We start from the raw sequence: 20,749 nt of genomic DNA, 5'->3' as shown, positions 1-20,749 counted from the left end.
TAATTTATAAGTCAATGTTTACTTGGATTATATATATCGCTATAATAAGGAGTTTTTGATATGACAGAATGGAAAGATGGAATTGCCAAGATTACTTTGCCAACGCCTTTTGAAGTTGGTAATGTAAACACCTATTTGATTAAAGGGGAGCGGTTAACTCTTGTTGATGCAGGAGTGAAAACGGAAGAATGCTGGAATTCACTCACTGAGCAGCTGGCCGAATTAAATTTAACTCCTGACGATATTGAACAGGTGGTACTTACTCATCATCATCCCGACCACGTGGGGATGCTCGACTTTTTTCCAGACTCGGTAGAGGTATATGGTCATCTACTAAATGAACGATGGATTCATCCAACAGAAGAATTTATCCAAGAACAAGGAGAATTTTTCAAAGTGAATTTTCGGGAGTTCGGACTCCCTGCGGAATATATCCCATTACTTTCTAAGTTAATAAAAACACTGAAGTCCTCGTGTAAGCGCTCTTTGACTGGACAACTTGTTGAAGGGATGAGACCTCCTGGGTTGAGTGACTGGCAAGTAATTGAAACACCTGGTCATGCCCAAAGTCATATCGTGCTTTTCCGGGAAAAGGATGGAATCTTAATTGGCGGCGACCTCATTCTCTCTCATATATCACCGAATCCATTGCTTGAGCCCCCTGTACCTGGTGAAAAAGAAAGACCAAAGCCTCAGGTGCAGCATAACAACTCGATGAGGAAGCTGTTGGCTTATCCGATTCAATGTGTTTACACGGGGCATGGCGAGGAGGTTTATCAATTGGAGGAACTAATTGAAAGAAGACTTTTGCGCCAGCATGAACGGGCGATGACGGTCTATAACTGGCTTAAAGATGAGCAGCTTACTGTATTTGAAATTTGCCAACGTCTTTTTCCATCGGTCTATAAGCGAGAGCCGATGTTAACAATCTCAGAAACAGTTGGCCAGCTTGACTATTTAGCCTCAATCGGTGAAATTAGAAGTAGTAATAGTCAGCCCGTTTTCTATCAAGCTAAGCTTTAGTTGAATGGGATCAATTCTGATGAGGTGTTAAAATGGTTAGGGAACAACTAATAGCTAAAAATATTGTAATTACTGGTGCATCCAGTGGAATCGGCGCAGAAATCGCCAAGCTTTGTGCGGCAAGTGGTGCAAATCTTGTTCTGTTGGCCCGAAGTCTCGATAAGCTCGAACAGCTGCAAACCGAACTGCAGCAAAAGCATCAGGTGAAAGTAGATGTTTTCCAGCTCGATGTGTCAAACACAGATCAGGTGCAGGCAGTATTTCGGCAAATATTTGAAACAATCGGGGATATTGATATCCTGGTGAATAATGCCGGTTTTGGGGTTTTTCGTGAGGCTCATGAAGCTTCGATCGATGAAATTAAAGGGATGTTTGAAGTGAATGTGGTAGGACTGATGGCTTGTACTAGCATGGTCTTGCCAAAGATGCGTACCCGGCGTTTTGGTCATATTATTAATATTGCTTCACAGGCGGGGAAAATTGCGACGCCAAAATCAAGTGTTTATTCTGCTACGAAGCATGCCGTTCTTGGTTACACGAATTCATTAAGAATGGAACTTGCTGATTATAATGTGCAAGTGACATCAGTGAACCCTGGTCCAATTGCTACCAACTTTTTTACCATTGCTGATGAACAAGGCACTTATGTAAAAAATGTACAGCGGTTCATGCTTCAGCCTGAATTTGTCGCCCGTAAGGTCGTAGATTGCATGCTGACTAAAACCAGGGAGATTAATCTGCCGCGCTGGATGAGCATGGGGAGTGTTGTTTACGTTCTTTTTCCACGGCTATTTGAACTGATTGGTAAACGAGCACTTAATTCTAAGTAGATGGAAAAGCTGCCTGGTCAAGGCAGCTTTTTGTATGGGAATGCCAGATTATTCTATTAAAAATGGTATAATGGGTTAATCCAAAAAAAGTGGTATGAATGGGTGGAAGATTTATAACGTCCGCCCTGGGTAAAATTTATTCTTCACGGTAGATTGTGACCTCGGAAAGGAGTCAGTTATTTGAATATCAGATTAAATCAAAAAATGATTAAAGAATTGTGCGGGACTGTCTCCTTCAAAAGAGGGGAGGCTTTTTACCGTGCAAATAAAGTAACATTCGAGCATTATGATTCCGACCTATGTGAAGCAACAGTATCGGGTACAGAGGATTTCCATGTGGTCATTGAAAGGAAAGGTCATGATGGCTTTCGATCCAAGTGCAGTTGTCCTCAGCTTGCTTCATTTCAAAAAGATTGTCAGCATATAGCTGCGGTTTTGTTAGCAATTGATGACTATCAACGCAAGGGGACCACGCCGCTGGGTTTCTACACAGACACTATAACCGACGAGTCGAACCTGGCCGTAGGTTTGCTGAACATCTTTAATAATCAGGCAAAACGGTCAAGCGGGCATCAGCTTTATTTTGAAAACAGGAAAGTAATTGACGTGGAGTTTATCTGTAAACCTGTCATGATTGGAACAGGATCCTGTATGATCGGAATTGAGCTGTTCATAGGACAAATGAAAGTAGAAAATATCAGGCGTTTTCTAGAGGCCGTGAAACATGGTCATTCAAGTTCATTGCTGTACAATCCAAGCCTTCACTGCTTCCAAAAAGAGGCTGATACTGTGATTCAACATCTCATTCAGGTAGTTCAAGATGATCAGAGCACGCTGCCGGACACATTTGATTATACCAGTATGGAACAGCTGCTGATTCCTCCATCTTCTTGGAAACAGCTGCAAGCTTTGCTAACCAAGGCTCCATTGGTGAAACTAGAGTTTGATGGTCATATATTTGACGGTTTAACCATAACGGATGAGCTGCCCCCTTTACAGTTTGATTTTACTGAAGCTGAGGGCAAAAGCTATTGTTTAAAGGTAAAAGGGTTATCTCGTATGGTTATTTTAGAATTATATGGGTCTGTTTTATCAGCAGGAAAAATAATCAAAATGAAAACCGAGGACTGCCAGCGCTTGGCTGATCTTAAACAAATGCTGGATACCTCAGGAACGAACCAAATTTTTATTTCTCAAGGGCAAATCCAGCACTTTTTCGACAAAGTAATTCCGGGTTTAAAAAAATTGGGTCATGTCCAATTATCTAGTGCTCTTGCAAGAGAATTTATGAAAACACCGCTGATTGCTAAACTTTACTTGGATCGGGTGAAAAACCGTCTGCTTGCCGGTCTGGAGTTTCATTATGAAAATATTTTTATCAATCCTTTAGAGGACCGGAGTTATATAGCTGACTCTAGGTTGATCAGGGATGAAGAGAAGGAGAACGAAATTCTGCAGTTGATCGAAGAAAGTTCGTTTACCAAAACGGATGGCGGTTATTTTTTGCATAATGAGGAATTAGAATATGAATTTCTTTACCATGTTGTTCCTAAGCTTCAAAAGCTGGTGCAAATATATGCAACGACTGCGGTACGTAATCGGATTTTTCGAGGAAATACCCCTCCGGCATTGAGGGTGAGGCTGAAAAAGGAACGGACGAATTGGCTGGAATTTAAGTTTGAATTGACTGGAATCCCGGAACAGCAAATCAAAGAGGTTTTAATGGCTCTTGAGGAAAAACGAAAATATTATCGTCTGCGGAACGGATCGTTCCTCTCATTGGAGACAAGGGAGTTTGAAGAAATTCAACGTTTCCTAAATGGGATTTCGGTAGAGAATAAAAATCTAGAAAACGGGTTCGCCGTATCAATCATGCAGGGGCTTCCACTGCTAGATTCTGTTGATGACAGCGAAGTTTTCATAGTGGAGGACTCATTCCGTCAATTCCTTGAAACTCTTCGTAATCCCGAGAATTTGATGTTCAAGGTGCCAGTAAGTCTGGATCCAGTATTGCGTGACTATCAAAAACGCGGTTACCAATGGATGAAGTCACTGGCCCACTACGGGTTTGGAGGCATTCTTGCCGATGATATGGGACTTGGTAAAACATTGCAAAGTATTACCTTTATTCTATCTGAGCTATCCGATATTCGCGAAAAGAAGCAGCCGGCTCTGATTGTCTGTCCTTCCTCTTTATCGTATAACTGGCTAAGCGAACTGATGAAATTTTCCCCGGAAATTCAGGCTGTTGTTGTGGATGGTAATCGGGTAGAACGGTATCGTGTCCACAAGGAGGTCCTGGAAATGGATGTGATTATTACCTCCTATCCATTGTTGCGGCGGGATATCAAATGGTATGAGAAACAAACTTTTCATTCGATATTTTTTGATGAGGCCCAAGCCTTTAAAAACCCAGTGACCCAAACTGCACGGGCGGTAAAGAGACTTTTGGCCGATTATCGTTTTGCGCTTACGGGTACACCGGTGGAGAATTCGCCGGAAGAACTGTGGTCTATTTTTCACATAGTGTTTCCTGAATTATTTAAGGGATTAAAAGAATACAGCAATCTAACAAGAAAGAAAATCGCGCGAAGAGTCCGGCCTTTTTTGCTCCGCAGAATGAAGGAGGATGTGGCTTCCGAGCTTCCGGAAAAATTGGAGTTCATCGAATCAACAGAGATGCTTCCGGAGCAAAAGAAACTGTATGCTGCATATTTAGCGAAGCTCCGGGAAGATACGCTGAAGCGTCTTGATAAGGAGACGATTCGGAAGAACCGGATAAAAATCCTTGCTGGTTTAACGCGATTGCGGCAGATTTGTTGTCATCCGTCATTATTTGTGGAAGGATATCAAGGCAGTTCCGCAAAATTTGAAATGTTGCTGAGAATTATAGAGGAATCAAGGCTTTCTGGACGAAAAGTGCTAATTTTCTCGCAGTTTACGAAAATGCTTGAGCTGATTGGGAGAAATTTAGCGTTGAAGGGACTTCCTTTTTTCTACCTGAATGGCGGGACCCCGTCTGAAAAACGATTGGAACTCTGCCAGCGTTTTAATGAGGGGGAACGTGATTTCTTCTTAATCTCGTTGAAGGCTGGAGGAACAGGTCTTAATTTGACGGGAGCGGATACGGTTATCTTGTACGACATCTGGTGGAATCCTGCGGTTGAGGAGCAGGCCGCTGACCGGGCGCACCGTATCGGCCAGAAAAACGTCGTCCAAGTTATCAAGCTTATTTCCCGCGGTACCATTGAAGAGAAAATCAGCGAATTGCAGGATAAAAAGAGACATTTGATTGAAGAGATCATTTATTCTGAGGAGAGGGGGACCTCTGCTTTAACTGAAGAGGATATTCGAGAAATATTATCTTAAAAATAAAATTACTCATGAGGACAGAATTTTGGTTTTATTACCATTTTGTCCTCATGAGTTTTTTATAATGGGATTCTCGGGAACCTCTAGAAAACTGTTATCATGAACCCTTCATAGGGGCACTTTTCTGGGTTTTAATGATTCAATTTGTTAAAAACTCATAGACTGCATCATTTACTACCTCAAATAAATCTGCAGTTGGTTCTTCTTCTTTTATTCGAAAAATTCGATTTGTCAGCTCCTCCAAATCCTTATCGCCAAGAGGCGTTGAATCAGCCTCATAATACTGTTTAAAACAGTTTATGATCATTTTGTTAACCAGCTTTTTCTCCATAGGGATGCACCTCAAAAACTATTATACCGTTTTTTTAGCCAATCACCAGATTATAATCCTGTAAAAAAATTCCTATTGAATACGAACGTATATTCGCATAAAATGTGAATATAATAATAAAGAACTAACGTTCGATAATTTAACTATGGGGGAAAAGTCATGGTCGATTACAGCGCGTTACCGAAAAATAAAATTTTATGCGTGGATATGAAGAGCTTCTATGCAAGCTGTGCCGCTGTCATACTCGGAATTGACCCTTTGAATTGCTATTTAGCAGTGGCTGGTAACAAGGAGCGGCAGGGAAGTGTTGTTCTTGCCGCTTCACCGCGGCTAAAAAAAGAATTTGGCATTAAAACGGGCTCCCGATTGTTTGAGATTCCCGAAGATCCGCGTATTCGAATAGAGGAGCCGAAAATGGCGACGTATTTGCGTATTTCTACAGAGATTTCCCGTGTTTTTAACCGCTATGTGCCGAAGGAAGCGATTCACACATACAGTGTCGATGAGAGCTTTATTAAAGTGGATGGGGCCTTTCATTTGTGGGGCGATGCCCATACCATTGCCCAAAAAATAAGGGATGACATTGAACGGGAGTTTCAGCTGCCATGTTCAGTTGGAATTGGCCCCAATATGTTACTTTCGAAGCTTTGCCTCGATCTTGATGCTAAGAAAAAAGGAGTGGCCGAGTGGACGTATGGAGATGTTCAAACAAAGCTTTGGAATGTGTCACCACTCCGGGAAATGTGGGGAATTGGCAGACGTGTCGAAAAAACATTAAATAGCATGGGCATTTTCACGGTCGGTCAGTTGGCTCGTTATGATTTAGAAAAGCTGGAAAAGAAATTCGGCATTATGGGAAACCAGCTTTATTATCATGCTTGGGGAGTTGACCTTTCCGATTTAGGGGCACCAATCATTCAAGGGCAGATTAGCTTTGGAAAAAGCCAAATTCTTTTAAGGGACTATAAAGAGGAAACAGAAATTAAGGCTGTTATTTTAGAAATGTGTGAAGAAGTCACCCGAAGAGCACGGACGCATCGTAAGGCGGGAAGAACGATTAGTCTTGGAGTCGGCTATAGTCAAGATGAATTTGGCGGCGGCTTTCACCGTTCCAGAACGATCCAGCATCCAACCAATGTGACGATGGAACTTTACCGCGTCTGCCTTGAATTATTTCATGAGCATTACACTGGAAAGACGGTGCGGCAGATTTCGATTGCAATCAGTAATATTGTCGACGACCGCGAGCTTCAGCTCGATCTTTTTGATATGGGTGCTTATAAGAGGCGGGAGCTTGGTTATGTAGTGGACTCTGTCCGTAAGCGCTTCGGCTCAGATTCCCTGCTGCGAGCTGTTTCTTATACAGCTGCAGGAACCGCTAAGCACCGGGCAACACTTGTTGGCGGGCACAAAAGGTAGGGAGGTAAGAACATATGATTCGTGATCGCGGGAGAATCAAATGGACGTCAATGATGCTTCCTGAGCATGTAAAACTGCTCAGGGATTGGGTAAAAGAAGATGGATACGAACAGAAAAAAGAAATGGATGAGCAGCAGCTGGAACTCATGAACGAGACCTTATCTGAGGCAATTGAGTTCGATCAGTTCGTCACGATTACCCATTATCGGAATCGAAACTATGAAATCGTGATTGGTAAAATTCATTACTGGGATGAACTAGCACAAAAGCTTCATGTTGTAGACCGCTTTGATGAGGTACATCGGATTCAAATTGATGCAATTACTGACATTAGGATGACCAATTTATAAGAAAAGCGCAAGCGCCTTCGGAACAAGCATAGCTTGTTCCTGCGAGGATTATTCTAAGGAGCTTTCCTTAGTGCTCAGGGGCGACAGGCATAAGAAGAGCCGGCGAGAAGGCTGCTTTTTAGCCTTCTTGACGGATTGGCTTATGACCCCGAGCCCCTAGGCGCTGGAGCTGGCCATTTCTCAAAGTCGAAATTTATACTGTCTTATCTTTTAAAAAAGAGCGGCTCCCAATCGAAAAGCCGCTCTACTGTATTTAATCCTCTTTTAGAACGCGAACTTGGGATTCAAAATTCCCTTTATGTGAGCCATCACAAAACGGTTTATTTTTTGACAAACCGCAACGGCAAAGAGAAAAGGATGGTTTAGTTGTGTATACATTGCCTTCACCATCGAGCAGTTCAACATCACCGGTAATTCGAAGTGAACCATTATCATTTACTTTAATTTGAACCTTTGACATAAAAAGCACCCCTTTTAAAATGTTGGTATTAACTTTGAGATTAACTGGTATAAGAGGAAAATGCAAACAAAAGGCTATAAGCATAAAAAATAAGCGGCCCCAAAAAAATGTGATAGAATCATCATATGCCGATTGAGGGGGGCTTTAAACATGGAAATAATCATTACAGAAGCGGCAACTAAAAAAATAAATGCGAGAACCGATGGCCGAGAAGGCTATCTAAAACTAAAATACGATACCGATGGCTGTGGCTGCGCCGTAAACGGGATAGTGGCCTTGTGGTTTGTTCCTGAGCTGGATGATAACGATATCTCTATTGAAACAAATGACAGAACAGTCTATCTAGAAAAATCAAAAATCATTTTCTTTGATGAGCAAATGAAGATCGATTTTTCCGAAGTAACAAATTGTTTTCAATTAATAAGTCCTCAGCAAATGTTAAATGGACACATGAGCCTCATCATCAAAAAAAAAATAGACTGATCCTAATGGACAGTCTGTTTTTAGCCGATAGGAAAGTATACTTTCCTATCAGGCATAAGTGCAACTACGCCTCTGTCTTCGCCAATCGGCGAGTTTTCTTTAGCTTAGTAAAGCATGATCAACATACTTCTGTAAAAATTCATCAATAACCTGTTCATAATCGGCACGATTTTCGTTAAATGACTGGGCATGCCGGCCATTTTCGGCAATATAAAGCATTTTTGGACCCTTTTTTTGTTCAAATAAATCCTTCGACATCGAAGGCAAAATAAAATCATCTTTCCGACTATGGATAAAAAGGACTGGATGTTTGATATTTTCAATGACCGAAATCGGTGAGACATTTCGAATCGAATATTTGTCCCGCAGGCGTAAAAGGGCATCTCCAACCGGAAGTAACAGCCCAGGAATGAGCTTGAAGTCTTTTTTTATCAGATAAGCAAGCTGTTCCTTAAAATCAGAAAATGGACAATCGGCAATATAAAAATCTGCACCGTCCTCAAGGAGACCTGCATATAACAGCATTGTAGCTGCCCCCATCGATTCACCGTGTATTCCCAGTTTCAGTTCAGGGCCTTGTTCTTTTTTGAGCCAGTCAACGACTGTTTTTAAATCGAATTTTTCATAGTGACCGAAGCTGGTCGTTTTTCCGCCAGATTCCCCGTGGCGGCGATGGTCATAAATCAAGGCATTAAACCCGCGCTCTAAGAAAAGATTCGCATATTTAATCGAATTAATTTTCGTTTCCGTCACCCCATGAGAAATAATGATATAGCGGTTAGTCTTATGCGGCTCCACAAGAACGGCTTTTATCATATAACCAAATGGTGAAGGAATATTAACATCGCGCTGTGGCAGTGACTCAAATTCATCGGGATTGTACCTGCCAGCGTTCTTTTCCCGCTTTAAAATCAATTCCTCATCCTTCTTTTTCATATACATGAGACGGTTAGTAAAGTACAAAGCAAGCAATAACCAGAAAAATAACAAAACAAACAGGGCTCGAAATGCCTTCTTCAAAAGTGGCACCTCCCGAAGTAGTATTTTATATACCATATGTAAAACAAGTTCTCTCAGCCCATAAATTGGCAGACTTTATTTTAACACAAAAAAAGCCGCTGACACCAAAAAGCGGCTTTAGGTGTTTGAGATTATTATTGCTCTGCGTTTTGTCGTTTCGTTGGGTGGAGTGCCTTTTCGAGTTCCTCAGCTGCAATCATCCGCTTGCCTCCACCTGCTGTGTCGGCATAGTTTTTCCCACTTTGACTGTTTCCTTTTTTACGTTTCTGGCTCATAGTTTTAGTCTCCCTTCCTGGTGATAGTCTCACTTAATAAGATGGATTACTAAAAGACTGATTATTCATGAAAAATTTAATTTAAACTGTTTGGACATGAAGCCGATAATAGCCGGTTTCGATCTGCCGTGAAAGATGAGGGCGGACGATTTCGATAGCCTCCATTAGCAAATTAAGATCGACTCCGGTATCAATACCCATCCGTTCAAGCATGTAAACAACATCCTCGGTAGCGGCATTTCCGCTGGCACCGGGCGCAAATGGACAGCCGCCAAGTCCACCGGCAGAAGTATCAAACCGGTCGATTCCAGCCTGAAGGGAAGCCAAAATATTTGCAAGGGCAAGCTTGCGTGTGTCATGAAAATGGGCCGTTAAAAGCGTTCCAGTAAATTCCTTATTTAATTTGGAAAATAAAGAATAGGCTTCATTTGGTGCCGCCATTCCGATCGTATCGGCCACGCTTAATTCATCAACACCTGCTTCGACAAATTCGCGGCAAAGCGCTAATGTATCACTTTCATCGATTCTCCCCTCATAGGGGCAATAAAACGCAGTTGAAATGCAGGCACGGACAAAAAAATTTTTTTCTTTAAGTTCGTGGATAATCGGCTTCAGTTCCGCCATACTGTCCTGTGTTGTCTTGTTAATATTTTTTAGATTAAAGCTGTTACTAACTCCAACAAACACGGCTATGGCTTTACAATTAGTGGAATAGACCCTGTCAATCCCTTTACGGTTTGGGGCTAAGACAATGTCTCTTGCATCCTTATCAAGGCAGTCAGCCACAATTTCTGCAGCATCCCCCATTTGCGGAACCCATTTTGGTGAAACGAAAGAAGTCAACTCCATTTCCTGCAGCCCGGCGGTTCTTAAACCAGCGATAAATTGTTTTTTTATCTCAGTCGGTACAAATAACTTCTCATTTTGCAGCCCATCACGCGGACCAACCTCGATAATCGTCACTTTTTTAGGTAAAGTAAGCATCATTTTCTCCCTCCAATGTTCATAGTTTCATTGTAGTGGGGTTAAATTCGAAAAATCAAGAAAAAATGAAATTTTGACAAAATTAGAGGAATTTTTAATTTTAACTAGAAGTAGTAGAGGTAAAGAAGACTCGCCGATTGGCGAGTCCGGAAGGGCGAAGACAGAAGGGGAGTCGCACTTATGCCAGATAGGAAAAGTTATACTTTCCTATCGGCTAAAAATGGTAGAAGGGGAGAGACGAATGAGCCAAATAGAGGTAGTTATTGTCAGTGCCGTTCGAACTGCACTTGGAAATTTTAGCGGCAGCTTAAAAAATGTATCTGCACCTGAATTAGGCGGGGCAGTGATCAAAGGAGCGCTTGATCAGGCCGGGGTAATGCCAGATCAAGTCGATGAAGTGATTATGGGAAATGTTCTACAAGCAGGGCTTGGACAAAACCCTGCAAGACAGGCAGCTATTAAAGCGGGGATTCATGAAAGCGTTTCCTCGATGACGATTAATAAAGTTTGTGGTTCCGGCTTAAAGGCTGTGCATCTCGCAACACAAGCCATTTTAGTAGGAGATGCCGAGGTCGTTGTGGCTGGCGGGATGGAAAATATGAGCCAGGCACCATACTTGTTGAAAAATGCCCGGGACGGTTTTAAAATGGGTGACCAAAAATTAGTCGACACGCTAACTTCAGACGGACTAACATGTGTTTTTAACGACTATCATATGGGGATTACCGCTGAAAATCTTGCAAATAAATATTCAATTTCAAGAGAAGAGCAGGATGAATTTTCGGCATGGAGTCAGGAGAAGGCGGTTAAGGCAATTGAAGCGGGGAAATTTAAAGATGAAATAGTTCCAGTTGTGATTCCGCAGCGTAAAGGAGAGCCGATCATCTTTGATACGGACGAATATCCGAAAAAAGGTACTACAGTAGAAAAGTTAGCTGGATTGCGTCCTGCCTTTAAAAAGGATGGTACTGTAACGGCAGGAAATGCGTCAGGAATTAACGATGGTGCTGCAGCTGTCGTGGTGATGAGCAAGAAAAAAGCAGATGAGTTAGGGCTAAAGCCATTAGTAGCAATTAAAGCAAATGCCAGTGCTGGTGTAGACCCTAGCATCATGGGAATTGGGCCGGTTCCGGCGGTGAGAAAGGCACTGGAAAAGGCATCTGTTTCAATGGAGGACATTAACTTAATTGAAGCTAATGAGGCTTTCGCTGCACAATCGCTGGCGGTAGACCGTGAGCTTCATTTTAATAAAAAAATCCTAAACGTAAATGGCGGAGCCATCGCGCTAGGCCATCCAATCGGGGCTAGCGGCGCAAGAATTCTAGTAACCTTAATTCATGAAATGAAGCGAAGAAATGTACTCACAGGATTGGCTACACTTTGTATTGGCGGGGGTCAAGGGGTCGCCACGATTGTTGAGCTAGCATAAAACCTTTAATTTGAGGGAGAGAGCAAAAATGAAAAAAATTTGTACATCCTTCCAGGATGCAGTTGCTGATATTCAAGATGGTGCAACATTAATGGTCGGAGGATTTGGTTTGTGTGGGATTCCAGAAAATTTGATTTTAGCATTAGCAGAAAAAGGAGTGAAGGATTTAACGGTTATTTCCAATAACTGTGGAATTGATGAGTGGGGATTAGGGCTCCTATTAAATAATAAACAAATCAAAAAAATGATTGGCTCGTATGTAGGTGAAAATAAAGAGTTTGAGAGACAGGTTTTAACAGGAGAACTCGAAGTAGAATTGACACCACAAGGCACATTAGCTGAAAAAATTCGGGCAGGGGGAGCGGGTATTCCCGCATTTTATACGCCTGCAGGGGTAGGAACACCGATTGCCGAAGGAAAAGAAACAAAAATTTTTAATGGACGAGAGTATCTTTTAGAAGAAGCGCTGACGGCCGATTTTAGTTTGGTAAGAGCATGGAAAGGCGACAAAATGGGAAATCTCGTTTATCACAAAACAGCGCGAAACTTCAATCCGATGATTGCTGCCGCAGGAAAAGTAACGATTGCGGAAGTGGAAACACTTTATGAAATCGGTGCCTTGGATGCTAATTTTATTCATACCCCGAGCATTTATGTTCAGGCAATTATCGAAGGAACGCAGGAAAAACGAATTGAGAGATTAACCGTAAAAAATTAGAGTGGGGGAAGGAGAAAAATCTATGGCAAATGATAAGGCCTCTGTTAGAGAAAGAATTGCAATTAGAGCAGAAAAAGAAATAGAGAACAGCTTTTATGTAAATCTAGGGATCGGTATGCCAACCCTCGTTGCCAACTATATAACTGAAAATAAGCAAGTTGTCCTGCAATCGGAAAATGGCCTCCTTGGTATCGGTCCGTATCCTTATAAAGATGAGGTCGATCCTGATTTAATAAATGCCGGGAAGGAAACGGTGACAGCGATAAGCGGTGCAGCCTATTTCGACAGTGCTGAATCGTTTGCGATGATTCGTGGAGGACATGTCAATTTGGCTATTCTCGGTGGGATGGAGGTATCCGAAGCCGGAGACCTGGCAAATTGGATGATTCCGGGAAAGATGATAAAAGGGATGGGCGGAGCGATGGATCTTGTCCATGGAGCTCAGAAAATTATTGTCATTATGGAGCATGTAAATAAAAAAGGTGAATCAAAAATATTAAAACAATGTACTTTGCCCTTGACGGGAAAAGGGGTAGTAAATCGGATTATCACCGAGCGCGCGGTCATGGATGTTACTGATTCTGGATTAACCCTTGTGGAAGTGGCCAGTGGATATACAGTTGAGGACGTCGTAAATTCAACAGAAGCAGCATTGTATGTGGATGAGAACGTTAAATTAGAAGCTTTTTAATAGTGAAGGCAGACTGAACAAGGACAGTCTGCCTTTTTAATGTAATGACGATTAAGTGAAATGGTATAATAGTAATGTGATTTTGATAATGGAGGAGTTTAGAATGAAAAAACAAAAGAGACAAAATAATCAATCTAAACTAAAAAAGGAAGATACAGCGGTAACGCTTAAAGATTTGATTGATCCAAACTTAATGAAACAATTAAAAGAGCAGCAGGATAAGCTAAAAGCTGAGGAAGAGAGAAGAAAAGAAGCGGAAGAAGCGCGAAAGAGAGAAGAACGCAGATTAAAGGAAAAAAACAAATCGTTTGAAGAACTATTAAACGAGAGCGGGATGAATTGGAAAGAATTTAAATAATGTTTAAATAGAAAAGGAGAGCTAAGGCTCTCCTTTTTTAACGATGTTCTTTATAAATACTTGCCTTCGCTATCTCTTTAATTACAGCTACCTCTTCACTGGATAACGGCTGGCTTCTGACAGCATTGGCATTACTCCTAATCTGTTCCGGGCTGCTTGCACCGGCAACAACGGATGCCACTGCAGGGTTTGCAAGATTATACTGAAGAGCCACTTCTGTAAACGAACGGGATGCAGCTACCTTTCCTTTTAACAAGGGTAAAATCGCACGTAACTCATCATAATTGTAATCCAGGTAGCCCTTTTCAGAAACTTTTTCTAACAGCTTATCACTTAATAGACCCTTGGCAAGCGGACCACGGGTAACAACGCTAATACCATGTTCATGAAAAAGTGGTAATACTTCTTCCTCAGGGCGTCGGTCTAGAATGCTATATTGCATCATCACTGACACGATATTAGATTTCTCCACATATTTCTTAATCACATTCGGTCGAATCGACGAAATACCATAATAACGAATAAAACCTTCTGCCTTTAATTCTTCAAACGCTTCGATTGTGTCATCAATCGGATCTTCAATCGTACCACCATGTAATTGATAAAGGTCAATATAGTCAGTCTCAAGCCGTTTTAAGCTTTTTTTCACTTCTTCCTTTATGTATGCCTTCGATGGGTCCCATGTCCAGCTGGAATGATCGGAATGCCAACGGTTGCCGACCTTTGTTGCAATAATGACCTGTTCCCGGACATCCTTTAAAGCTTGCCCGACTATTTTTTCATTTTCACCAAAATCATATAAATCGGCCGTATCAAAATAATTGATACCTTCTTCAAGGGCTGCTTCAATGATTCGTCGTGCAGCATTTTCTTCAGTACCAATAGACATACAGCCAAGTCCTAACTCGGTTACGTATAAATCTGAATTACCCAGTCTTCTTTTTCTCAAAAAATCACCCCGTCCTTTTTCTACAATTTTATTAAAGTTAGGGGAAGACTTTCAAACAGTAGGTCTTATTTTTGTGTTACATTTTGAACCCAATCAGACACAGAAACATATTCCTTGTTATACTCCTTCAGTTTTTGCAGTATTTCCCATCCTTTACCCACAAGGATGATGCCCTTTTCATGAACTACTACCTTCATCCCATATCCCTCCAATTAAAGTATGGTAAAATGTATGACGAAATATAATTGGAAAGAACAGGAGAGACAGTTATGACCAAACTTGAGGAAAAAACGCTCCAAAGCGAAGAAATTTTTTCAGGAAAAGTAATCAGTCTTCATTTACAGGATGTTGAGCTGCCAAACGGTAAACAAGCGAAACGAGAAATTATTAAACATCCAGGGGCTGTCGCTATTTTGGCCATTACCAATGACGACAAAGTGGTAATGGTCGAACAATACCGCAAAGCTCTGGAAAGAACGATAGTTGAGATCCCTGCGGGTAAGCTGGAAAAAGGGGAAGAGCCAGCTGTTTGCGCACGCAGAGAACTAGAGGAAGAAACAGGCTATGAATGTGAACACCTTGAATTACTCACATCGTTTTACACCTCCCCTGGATTTGCCGATGAAATCATCCATGTATTTTTAGCAAAAGGATTGACGAAAAAAGAAAATGCCGCTGACCTTGACGAAGACGAGTTTGTTAATCTTGAGGAATTAACCCTTGAAGAGGTTGATCAATATGTAAAGGAACAAAAGATTTATGACGCGAAAACCATTTTTGCCGTTCAATACTTACAATTACAAGAGGCGTTGAAAAATAAATGAATCACTACTATGTAGATTTACATATTCACATTGGACGAACATGGACAGGAAAGCCAGTAAAAATCACTGGGGCCAAATCACTGACGTTTACGAATATTATTGAACATGCCCGGCATGAAAAAGGGCTCAATATGGTTGGAATCATTGACAGCCATTCTCCTGAAGTGATTCTCGAAATAGAAAGCCTGATCGAAAGTGGAGAAATCGTTGAACATCCAGAAGGAGGGTTGGTTTTTGGTGATTTGACCGTTATCCCTGGGTCGGAATTGGAGATTTACGATGAACAATGTAACGGCCCGATCCACCTGCTTTGTTACTTTCCGAATCTTTTCGTGATGCGAGAGTTCTCCTCGTGGCTGTCGGGTCATTTGAAGAATATTCAATTAAGCTCACAAAGGATTTACAGTACTGGTCTTGATTTGCAAAAAAAGGTAAAGGATTTAGGTGGTATTTTTATCCCCGCCCACGTGTTCACACCGTTTAAAAGTTTATATGGCAAAGGAGTTAGTAAGTCCCTAACAGAGGTGTTAGACCCAGATATGATTGATGGGATTGAATTGGGATTAAGCTCCGATACAAATATGGCGGATCAATTAGGAGAGTTACACAACTATACGTTTGTAACAAATTCGGATGCTCACTCGCTTGCAAAAATTGCCCGTGAATATCAGGTGATAGCAATGAAGGAACCGACGTTTCTAGAATTGCATAAAGCTTTAAAAGGGATAGATGGCCGAAAAATCATTGCCAACTATGGACTTGATCCGCTGCTGGGTAAATATCACAAAACGGTTTGTGCAGAATGTTTAAATCCGGCAACCGATGATGACCAAATATGTACTCTTTGCGGTAATAAAAAAATCATTAAAGGGGTAGCTGACCGAATTCTTGAACTGAAGACTGCAGAGACAAGTCCAGAAGGAAGACCGCCCTATGTTCATCAAGTGCCGCTCGAGTTCATCCCCGGTTTAGGGCCAAAATTACTAGAAAAACTTGTCAATCATTTTGGCAGTGAAATGGCGATTCTCCACGAAGTGCCATTTGAGGCATTAAAGGAAGTTGTTCCAGAGAAAATTGCTGACCTTATTATGAAAGCGAGAGAAGGTAAAGTCAACCTAGCAGCCGGTGGGGGCGGAAAATACGGAAAAATCGCTGATCAATAACTTATAAATCTTACCCGATAGCCCAGGCTGTCGGGTATTTTACTTTATTAATCCATTTTTTGTAAATCTCTTATTATTTCTTAATCTGAAATCTACTATAATTTAGTCATAGAAAAACTAGTCTGGCATAGAATGTAATAACTGAATGGAGAAAAATAGGAGGAAAAAGCAGATGAAAAAACGATTGTACCAGTCCGATGCCGCTAGTTATTTCCGTGAGCATTCCTCGATTTTTTTATTTATTATCGTTTTATTTTTAATGGGGGTAATCTTTGGAGCGATAGTGGTTAATAGCATGAGCATTACGCAGAAGGAAGATTTATTCTACTATTTATCACAATTTTTTGGCCAAGTCTCTGACGGTAAAGTGGCAGAAGACAACGATTTATTTTTACAAAGTTTTTTCCACAATAGTAAGTTTATAGGCCTCATGTGGATCCTGGGAATATCGATTATCGGCCTGCCTGTCATTCTCATTCTATTATTTATTAAGGGAATGGTTGTCGGGTTTACAGTTGGCTTTCTTGTCAGTCAAATGGGCTGGAAAGGTTTTATGTTAGCCTTAGTTTCAATACTGCCGCAAAACTTGATTATCATTCCTGTGTTTATTATGATGGCCGCATTATCAGTGATCTTCTCAATGCGAATGATAAAAAGGCAGTTTATGAAAAAATATGCACAACCCATTATGCCTTTTTTCAAAAGATATATTTTTGCCATACTAGCAGCGGTGATTTTTATTTCCGCCGCATCAGGTATTGAGGCTTATTTATCACCTTGGTTAATGAAAACTATCATTAGTTCTACTAGTTTAAGATAATTATTAAGTAATAAATAATATAAATTCTTGTTTATAATAATTTTATTTTGAATCTCTTTTGTCATCTGTTATAATGAGAATTAACAGTGGCGAGGGAGGGCCTTCAGGATGGAAACAAGAATTGAAAGAATTAAGAAACAGTTGCATTCAGCAAGCTATAAATTAACACCTCAGCGTGAAGCAACCGTTCGAGTTTTGCTGGAAAATGAAGAGGATCATTTAAGTGCAGAAGATGTGTACCTCCTCGTAAAAGAAAAATCGCCTGAGATTGGATTAGCAACTGTTTATCGAACGTTAGAATTGTTAACGGAATTAAAAATCGTTGATAAAATTAATTTTGGTGATGGTGTTTCTCGTTACGATCTTCGCCAAGAAGGTGCTGCCCATTTTCACCATCATCTTGTTTGTATTGAATGTGGTGCCGTTGATGAAATTCAAGAAGATTTACTTGAAGATGTGGAAGCAGTTGTAGAGCGCAGATGGAATTTTAAAATAAAAGACCATCGCCTTACATTTCATGGAATCTGTTACCGCTGCCAGGATAAAGGAAAAGAAGAAGAAAAAGCTGAATAAAAAACATAAGGTCCTTTTCATCAAAAGGGCTTTTTTCATTTCTATCCAATGATTGACGTGGGTGATTATTATTAATATATTCCTTCTATATCCGATTACTAGGTATAAAACTTGTATATTATGGCATACCTTTTACTAGATAATCGTAAAATGGGGGAAGTAAGATGATTTCTATTATTAAAATAGCATTGAAAACCTTAAAGGTTTTTATCATATTCACAGGGTGCACTATTCTCTTTTATTATGGTATCATGTGGGTATCTGAAGAATACCAAAATTATCATCGCTATGATGAACCGGAAGGAGCTGCGCTTAAGGTATCGAACGCAGTAAATGAAGAAAGTTCTTCCTGGTTAGATCGGCTGATGCTGTTCTATTTAAGTGGGGAGTAAATGTGATGGAAGATCAATTAAAAGATTTTATGGATTACTTGATAATTGAAAAAGGGCTGGCAAAGAATACAATTGTTTCATATGAGCGTGATTTAAAAAGCTATCTTCATTATTTAAAAAATGTAGAATCCATCCAATCTTTAAATGATGTTCAGCGTGTGCATATCATCCATTTTTTAAGTTTTTTAAAGGATCAAGGGAAATCAGCAAAAACATTGGCAAGACATATTGCTTCAGTAAGAGCATTTCATCAATTTTTATTACGGAAAAAGGCAACAGACCAAGATCCATCTGTTCTTATTGAAACACCTAAGCTGGAAAGAGCGATGCCTAAGGTATTAAGTTTACAGGAAGTAGAGATTTTGTTAGATGCACCAAACCTTTCTGACCACTTTGGTAAAAGGGACAAGGCAATGCTGGAGCTCCTCTACGCTACGGGTATCCGTGTTAGTGAGCTAATTGGACTAGATATTGAAAATATTCATCTAACTATGGGATTCGTTCGTTGTAATGGAAGTGGAAATAAAGAGCGAATTATTCCAATTGGGAAGACTGCATCGGAAGCAATCAAGCATTATTTAGATTATGGCAGACCTCATTTTACTACAGGGAAACATCGTGATGACGCCTTGTTTTTAAACCATCAAGGTCATCGGTTAACAAGACAAGGGTTTTGGAAAATATTAAAAAAATTAGCTAAAGAAGCTGGTATAGATAAAGAGCTTACCCCCCATACCCTTCGCCATTCTTTCGCTACCCATTTATTGGAAAATGGTGCGGACTTAAGGGCGGTCCAAGAGATGTTAGGGCATGCAGATATTTCAACTACACAAATATATACAAACGTTACGAAAACAAGGCTAAAAGATGTATATAGTAAATTTCATCCGCGTGCTTGATAGAATGATAGTTTCAGAAAAATGTCAAAGAACTGCCATAAAATTTTGGCGGTTTTTTCTTGTATTTTCGTAGACATTTAGTACAATATAGATGTCAGACTTCTGACGAATGGGTTTGAATTTGGATTTCATAATCCTAATTTACTAAGGGTAACATATTATTTGCAAACGTTTTCTAGGTAAAAAGGAGGAAGAGTCATATGGAGTCAACTACATATAAACGTATTTTTATTATCGTAATGGATTCAGTCGGTATTGGAGAAGCGCCTGATGCGGAGAAATTTGGTGACAAGGGTGCAGATACTTATGGTCATATTGCCGAAAGAATGAATGGCCTTAACATGCCGCATATGGGGAAATTAGGATTAAGTAATATTCGTGAAATTAAAGGGATTGAAAAAGCGGAGAAGCCGTTAGCATTTTATACAAAAATGCAGGAAGCTTCAAACGGAAAAGACACAATGACAGGACACTGGGAAATCATGGGGTTGAATATCCAAACGCCATTTCAAGTATTTCCGGAAGGTTTTCCAGATGAACTTGTTTCTGAATTAGAAAAACGTACTGGCCGAAAAGTGATTGGAAATAAGCCTGCAAGCGGAACGGCCGTTTTGGATGAACTAGGGGAAGAACATATGAAAACGGGGGCTTTAATCGTTTATACTTCTGCTGATTCAGTACTTCAAATTGCTGCCCATGAAGAAATTGTCCCACTTGAAGAGCTTTATAACATTTGTAAAATTGCTCGTGAATTAACGCTTGATGAAAAGTACATGGTGGGACGCGTCATTGCTCGTCCATTCTTAGGTGAACCAGGGAACTTTAAACGGACACCGAACCGTCACGATTATGCTCTAAAACCATTTGACCGCACAGTAATGAGTGAATTAAAAGATGCTGGCTATGATGTGATTGCAATCGGGAAAATTTCTGATATTTATGATGGAGAAGGCGTTACCCAATCACTTAGAACGGTTTCGAATATGGATGGCATGGATAAACTTGTCGAAACTTTTGATATGGATTTCACAGGAATCAGCTTTGTAAATTTGGTAGATTTTGATGCATTATATGGACACCGCCGGGACCCTGAAGGCTACGGAAAGGCACTTGAGGAATATGATGCCCGCCTGCCGGAAGTATTTGCAAAAATGAATGAAGATGATCTGTTAATGATAACAGCAGACCACGGAAATGATCCTGTTGCTCCAGGTACAGACCATACACGTGAATATGTACCATTACTTGTTTACTCAAAGAGAATGGCCGAAGGAAAGGAACTACCTTTACGGGAAACATTTGCTGACCTCGGAGCAACCGTTGCTGAAAACTTTAAGGTGAAAATGCCGCAGTATGGTAAAAGCTTTTTAAATGAATTGAAATAAG

At 40.6% G+C, this 20,749-nt stretch carries 24 protein-coding genes; 17 read left to right on the top strand and 7 right to left on the bottom strand.

Annotated features, from left to right (window positions below; all coding sequences use genetic code 11):
- Positions 1–60 precede the first annotated feature (60 nt).
- The 3 genes from QNH20_RS17815 to QNH20_RS17805 all read left to right on the top strand — a co-directional run bounded on the left by QNH20_RS17815 (position 61) and on the right by QNH20_RS17805 (position 5,222).
- A complete protein-coding gene (locus QNH20_RS17815; protein WP_283919316.1) occupies positions 61–1,023 on the top strand; it encodes an MBL fold metallo-hydrolase in 963 nt (320 codons plus the stop codon).
- A gap of 32 nt (positions 1,024–1,055) precedes the next feature.
- Complete coding sequence (locus QNH20_RS17810) at positions 1,056–1,853, top strand: SDR family NAD(P)-dependent oxidoreductase (RefSeq protein ID WP_283919315.1); 798 nt, start codon at positions 1,056–1,058, stop codon at positions 1,851–1,853.
- Positions 1,854–2,033: 180 nt separating this feature from the next.
- Positions 2,034–5,222, top strand: coding sequence for a DEAD/DEAH box helicase (locus QNH20_RS17805; protein WP_283919314.1), 3,189 nt, complete (start codon positions 2,034–2,036; stop codon positions 5,220–5,222).
- Positions 5,223–5,364: 142 nt separating this feature from the next.
- On the opposite strand, the gene QNH20_RS17800 is transcribed toward QNH20_RS17805, so the two are convergent.
- A complete protein-coding gene (locus QNH20_RS17800) occupies positions 5,365–5,556 on the bottom strand; it encodes a YqzH family protein (RefSeq protein WP_283919313.1) in 192 nt (63 codons plus the stop codon).
- A gap of 159 nt (positions 5,557–5,715) precedes the next feature.
- Between QNH20_RS17800 and QNH20_RS17795 the strand changes: the two genes are divergently transcribed.
- Both QNH20_RS17795 and QNH20_RS17790 read left to right on the top strand, forming a co-directional pair.
- The gene (locus tag QNH20_RS17795) at positions 5,716–6,975 is read left to right on the top strand and encodes a Y-family DNA polymerase (protein ID WP_283919312.1); all 1,260 of its coding nucleotides are present in this window, start codon (positions 5,716–5,718) and stop codon (positions 6,973–6,975) included.
- Between the two features lie 14 nt (positions 6,976–6,989).
- Entirely contained in the window at positions 6,990–7,325 is a 336-nt protein-coding gene (locus QNH20_RS17790; RefSeq protein ID WP_283919311.1) for a YolD-like family protein, read from the top strand.
- Positions 7,326–7,578: 253 nt separating this feature from the next.
- On the opposite strand, the gene QNH20_RS17785 is transcribed toward QNH20_RS17790, so the two are convergent.
- The gene (locus tag QNH20_RS17785) at positions 7,579–7,785 is read right to left on the bottom strand and encodes a CDGSH iron-sulfur domain-containing protein (protein WP_283919310.1); all 207 of its coding nucleotides are present in this window, start codon (positions 7,783–7,785) and stop codon (positions 7,579–7,581) included.
- Between the two features lie 150 nt (positions 7,786–7,935).
- On the opposite strand from QNH20_RS17785, the gene QNH20_RS17780 reads away from it, so the two are divergent.
- Positions 7,936–8,268 (top strand): iron-sulfur cluster biosynthesis family protein, encoded by a 333-nt coding sequence (locus tag QNH20_RS17780; protein WP_283919309.1) that lies wholly within the window; start codon positions 7,936–7,938, stop codon positions 8,266–8,268.
- Positions 8,269–8,367: 99 nt separating this feature from the next.
- Here the strand turns inward: QNH20_RS17780 and QNH20_RS17775 are convergent, their stop codons facing one another.
- The 3 genes from QNH20_RS17775 to QNH20_RS17765 form a co-directional block, all read right to left on the bottom strand.
- Entirely contained in the window at positions 8,368–9,288 is a 921-nt protein-coding gene (locus tag QNH20_RS17775) for an alpha/beta hydrolase (protein ID WP_283919308.1), read from the bottom strand.
- 134 nt (positions 9,289–9,422) lie between these two features.
- The gene (locus QNH20_RS17770) at positions 9,423–9,563 is read right to left on the bottom strand and encodes a hypothetical protein (protein ID WP_283919307.1); all 141 of its coding nucleotides are present in this window, start codon (positions 9,561–9,563) and stop codon (positions 9,423–9,425) included.
- 81 nt (positions 9,564–9,644) lie between these two features.
- Positions 9,645–10,550: a hydroxymethylglutaryl-CoA lyase gene (locus tag QNH20_RS17765; RefSeq protein ID WP_283919306.1), complete on the bottom strand. Its 906-nt coding sequence runs from the start codon at positions 10,548–10,550 to the stop codon at positions 9,645–9,647.
- 238 nt (positions 10,551–10,788) lie between these two features.
- Between QNH20_RS17765 and QNH20_RS17760 the strand changes: the two genes are divergently transcribed.
- From QNH20_RS17760 to QNH20_RS17745, 4 genes are all read left to right on the top strand, one after another.
- A complete protein-coding gene (locus QNH20_RS17760; RefSeq protein WP_283919305.1) occupies positions 10,789–11,976 on the top strand; it encodes an acetyl-CoA C-acetyltransferase in 1,188 nt (395 codons plus the stop codon).
- 28 nt (positions 11,977–12,004) lie between these two features.
- Positions 12,005–12,694, top strand: a complete 690-nt coding sequence (locus tag QNH20_RS17755; RefSeq protein WP_283919304.1) for a CoA transferase subunit A — start codon at positions 12,005–12,007, stop codon at positions 12,692–12,694.
- A gap of 22 nt (positions 12,695–12,716) precedes the next feature.
- Positions 12,717–13,385 carry a CoA transferase subunit B gene (locus QNH20_RS17750; protein ID WP_283919303.1) on the top strand — a complete coding sequence of 223 codons (669 nt, stop codon included), beginning with the start codon at positions 12,717–12,719 and terminating at the stop codon, positions 13,383–13,385.
- 103 nt (positions 13,386–13,488) lie between these two features.
- Positions 13,489–13,743 carry a YqkE family protein gene (locus QNH20_RS17745; protein WP_283919302.1) on the top strand — a complete coding sequence of 85 codons (255 nt, stop codon included), beginning with the start codon at positions 13,489–13,491 and terminating at the stop codon, positions 13,741–13,743.
- Between the two features lie 37 nt (positions 13,744–13,780).
- On the opposite strand, the gene QNH20_RS17740 is transcribed toward QNH20_RS17745, so the two are convergent.
- Together QNH20_RS17740 and mciZ are read right to left on the bottom strand one after the other, a co-directional pair.
- Positions 13,781–14,692 carry an aldo/keto reductase gene (locus tag QNH20_RS17740; RefSeq protein ID WP_283919301.1) on the bottom strand — a complete coding sequence of 304 codons (912 nt, stop codon included), beginning with the start codon at positions 14,690–14,692 and terminating at the stop codon, positions 13,781–13,783.
- A gap of 65 nt (positions 14,693–14,757) precedes the next feature.
- Positions 14,758–14,889, bottom strand: coding sequence for a Z-ring formation inhibitor MciZ (mciZ, locus tag QNH20_RS17735; protein WP_283919300.1), 132 nt, complete (start codon positions 14,887–14,889; stop codon positions 14,758–14,760).
- 72 nt (positions 14,890–14,961) lie between these two features.
- On the opposite strand from mciZ, the gene QNH20_RS17730 reads away from it, so the two are divergent.
- The 7 genes from QNH20_RS17730 (at position 14,962) to deoB (ending at position 20,748) form a co-directional block, all read left to right on the top strand.
- Positions 14,962–15,516, top strand: coding sequence for an NUDIX hydrolase (locus QNH20_RS17730; protein ID WP_283919299.1), 555 nt, complete (start codon positions 14,962–14,964; stop codon positions 15,514–15,516).
- Positions 15,513–16,679, top strand: coding sequence for an endonuclease Q family protein (locus QNH20_RS17725; protein WP_283919298.1), 1,167 nt, complete (start codon positions 15,513–15,515; stop codon positions 16,677–16,679). The genes QNH20_RS17730 and QNH20_RS17725 overlap by 4 nt, the downstream gene beginning before the upstream one ends.
- A 172-nt stretch (positions 16,680–16,851) precedes the next feature.
- Positions 16,852–17,499 (top strand): stage II sporulation protein M, encoded by a 648-nt coding sequence (gene spoIIM / locus QNH20_RS17720; protein ID WP_283919297.1) that lies wholly within the window; start codon positions 16,852–16,854, stop codon positions 17,497–17,499.
- Positions 17,500–17,607: 108 nt separating this feature from the next.
- Positions 17,608–18,072 carry a ferric iron uptake transcriptional regulator gene (gene fur / locus QNH20_RS17715; protein WP_283919296.1) on the top strand — a complete coding sequence of 155 codons (465 nt, stop codon included), beginning with the start codon at positions 17,608–17,610 and terminating at the stop codon, positions 18,070–18,072.
- A 164-nt stretch (positions 18,073–18,236) separates the two neighbouring features.
- The gene (locus tag QNH20_RS17710) at positions 18,237–18,464 is read left to right on the top strand and encodes a YqzK family protein (protein ID WP_283919295.1); all 228 of its coding nucleotides are present in this window, start codon (positions 18,237–18,239) and stop codon (positions 18,462–18,464) included.
- Between the two features lie 5 nt (positions 18,465–18,469).
- Positions 18,470–19,363, top strand: a complete 894-nt coding sequence (xerD, locus tag QNH20_RS17705) for a site-specific tyrosine recombinase XerD (protein WP_283919294.1) — start codon at positions 18,470–18,472, stop codon at positions 19,361–19,363.
- 200 nt (positions 19,364–19,563) lie between these two features.
- On the top strand, positions 19,564–20,748 hold the full coding sequence (deoB, locus tag QNH20_RS17700; RefSeq protein WP_283919293.1) for a phosphopentomutase: 1,185 nt from the start codon (positions 19,564–19,566) through the stop codon (positions 20,746–20,748).
- The last annotated feature ends 1 nt before the right edge of the window (position 20,749 follow it).

It is taken from the genome of Neobacillus sp. WH10, from assembly GCF_030123405.1.
GTDB lineage: Bacteria > Bacillota > Bacilli > Bacillales > Cytobacillaceae > Neobacillus.
This window is presented reverse-complemented; position numbering and strand designations above follow the sequence as displayed.

Coding starts and splice junctions, on each gene's coding strand:
- QNH20_RS17710 (WP_283919295.1), top strand. CDS start 18,237: ATGATTTCTATTATTAAAATAGCATTGAAAACCTTAAAGGTTTTTATC.
- QNH20_RS17760 (WP_283919305.1), top strand. CDS start 10,789: ATGAGCCAAATAGAGGTAGTTATTGTCAGTGCCGTTCGAACTGCACTT.
- QNH20_RS17765 (WP_283919306.1), bottom strand. CDS start 10,550: ATGATGCTTACTTTACCTAAAAAAGTGACGATTATCGAGGTTGGTCCG.
- QNH20_RS17810 (WP_283919315.1), top strand. CDS start 1,056: ATGGTTAGGGAACAACTAATAGCTAAAAATATTGTAATTACTGGTGCA.
- mciZ (WP_283919300.1), bottom strand. CDS start 14,889: ATGAAGGTAGTAGTTCATGAAAAGGGCATCATCCTTGTGGGTAAAGGA.
- QNH20_RS17780 (WP_283919309.1), top strand. CDS start 7,936: ATGGAAATAATCATTACAGAAGCGGCAACTAAAAAAATAAATGCGAGA.
- fur (WP_283919296.1), top strand. CDS start 17,608: ATGGAAACAAGAATTGAAAGAATTAAGAAACAGTTGCATTCAGCAAGC.
- QNH20_RS17800 (WP_283919313.1), bottom strand. CDS start 5,556: ATGGAGAAAAAGCTGGTTAACAAAATGATCATAAACTGTTTTAAACAG.
- deoB (WP_283919293.1), top strand. CDS start 19,564: ATGGAGTCAACTACATATAAACGTATTTTTATTATCGTAATGGATTCA.
- QNH20_RS17770 (WP_283919307.1), bottom strand. CDS start 9,563: ATGAGCCAGAAACGTAAAAAAGGAAACAGTCAAAGTGGGAAAAACTAT.
- QNH20_RS17730 (WP_283919299.1), top strand. CDS start 14,962: ATGACCAAACTTGAGGAAAAAACGCTCCAAAGCGAAGAAATTTTTTCA.
- QNH20_RS17745 (WP_283919302.1), top strand. CDS start 13,489: ATGAAAAAACAAAAGAGACAAAATAATCAATCTAAACTAAAAAAGGAA.
- QNH20_RS17790 (WP_283919311.1), top strand. CDS start 6,990: ATGATTCGTGATCGCGGGAGAATCAAATGGACGTCAATGATGCTTCCT.
- QNH20_RS17755 (WP_283919304.1), top strand. CDS start 12,005: ATGAAAAAAATTTGTACATCCTTCCAGGATGCAGTTGCTGATATTCAA.
- QNH20_RS17725 (WP_283919298.1), top strand. CDS start 15,513: ATGAATCACTACTATGTAGATTTACATATTCACATTGGACGAACATGG.
- QNH20_RS17750 (WP_283919303.1), top strand. CDS start 12,717: ATGGCAAATGATAAGGCCTCTGTTAGAGAAAGAATTGCAATTAGAGCA.
- QNH20_RS17815 (WP_283919316.1), top strand. CDS start 61: ATGACAGAATGGAAAGATGGAATTGCCAAGATTACTTTGCCAACGCCT.
- QNH20_RS17785 (WP_283919310.1), bottom strand. CDS start 7,785: ATGTCAAAGGTTCAAATTAAAGTAAATGATAATGGTTCACTTCGAATT.
- spoIIM (WP_283919297.1), top strand. CDS start 16,852: ATGAAAAAACGATTGTACCAGTCCGATGCCGCTAGTTATTTCCGTGAG.
- xerD (WP_283919294.1), top strand. CDS start 18,470: ATGGAAGATCAATTAAAAGATTTTATGGATTACTTGATAATTGAAAAA.
- QNH20_RS17795 (WP_283919312.1), top strand. CDS start 5,716: ATGGTCGATTACAGCGCGTTACCGAAAAATAAAATTTTATGCGTGGAT.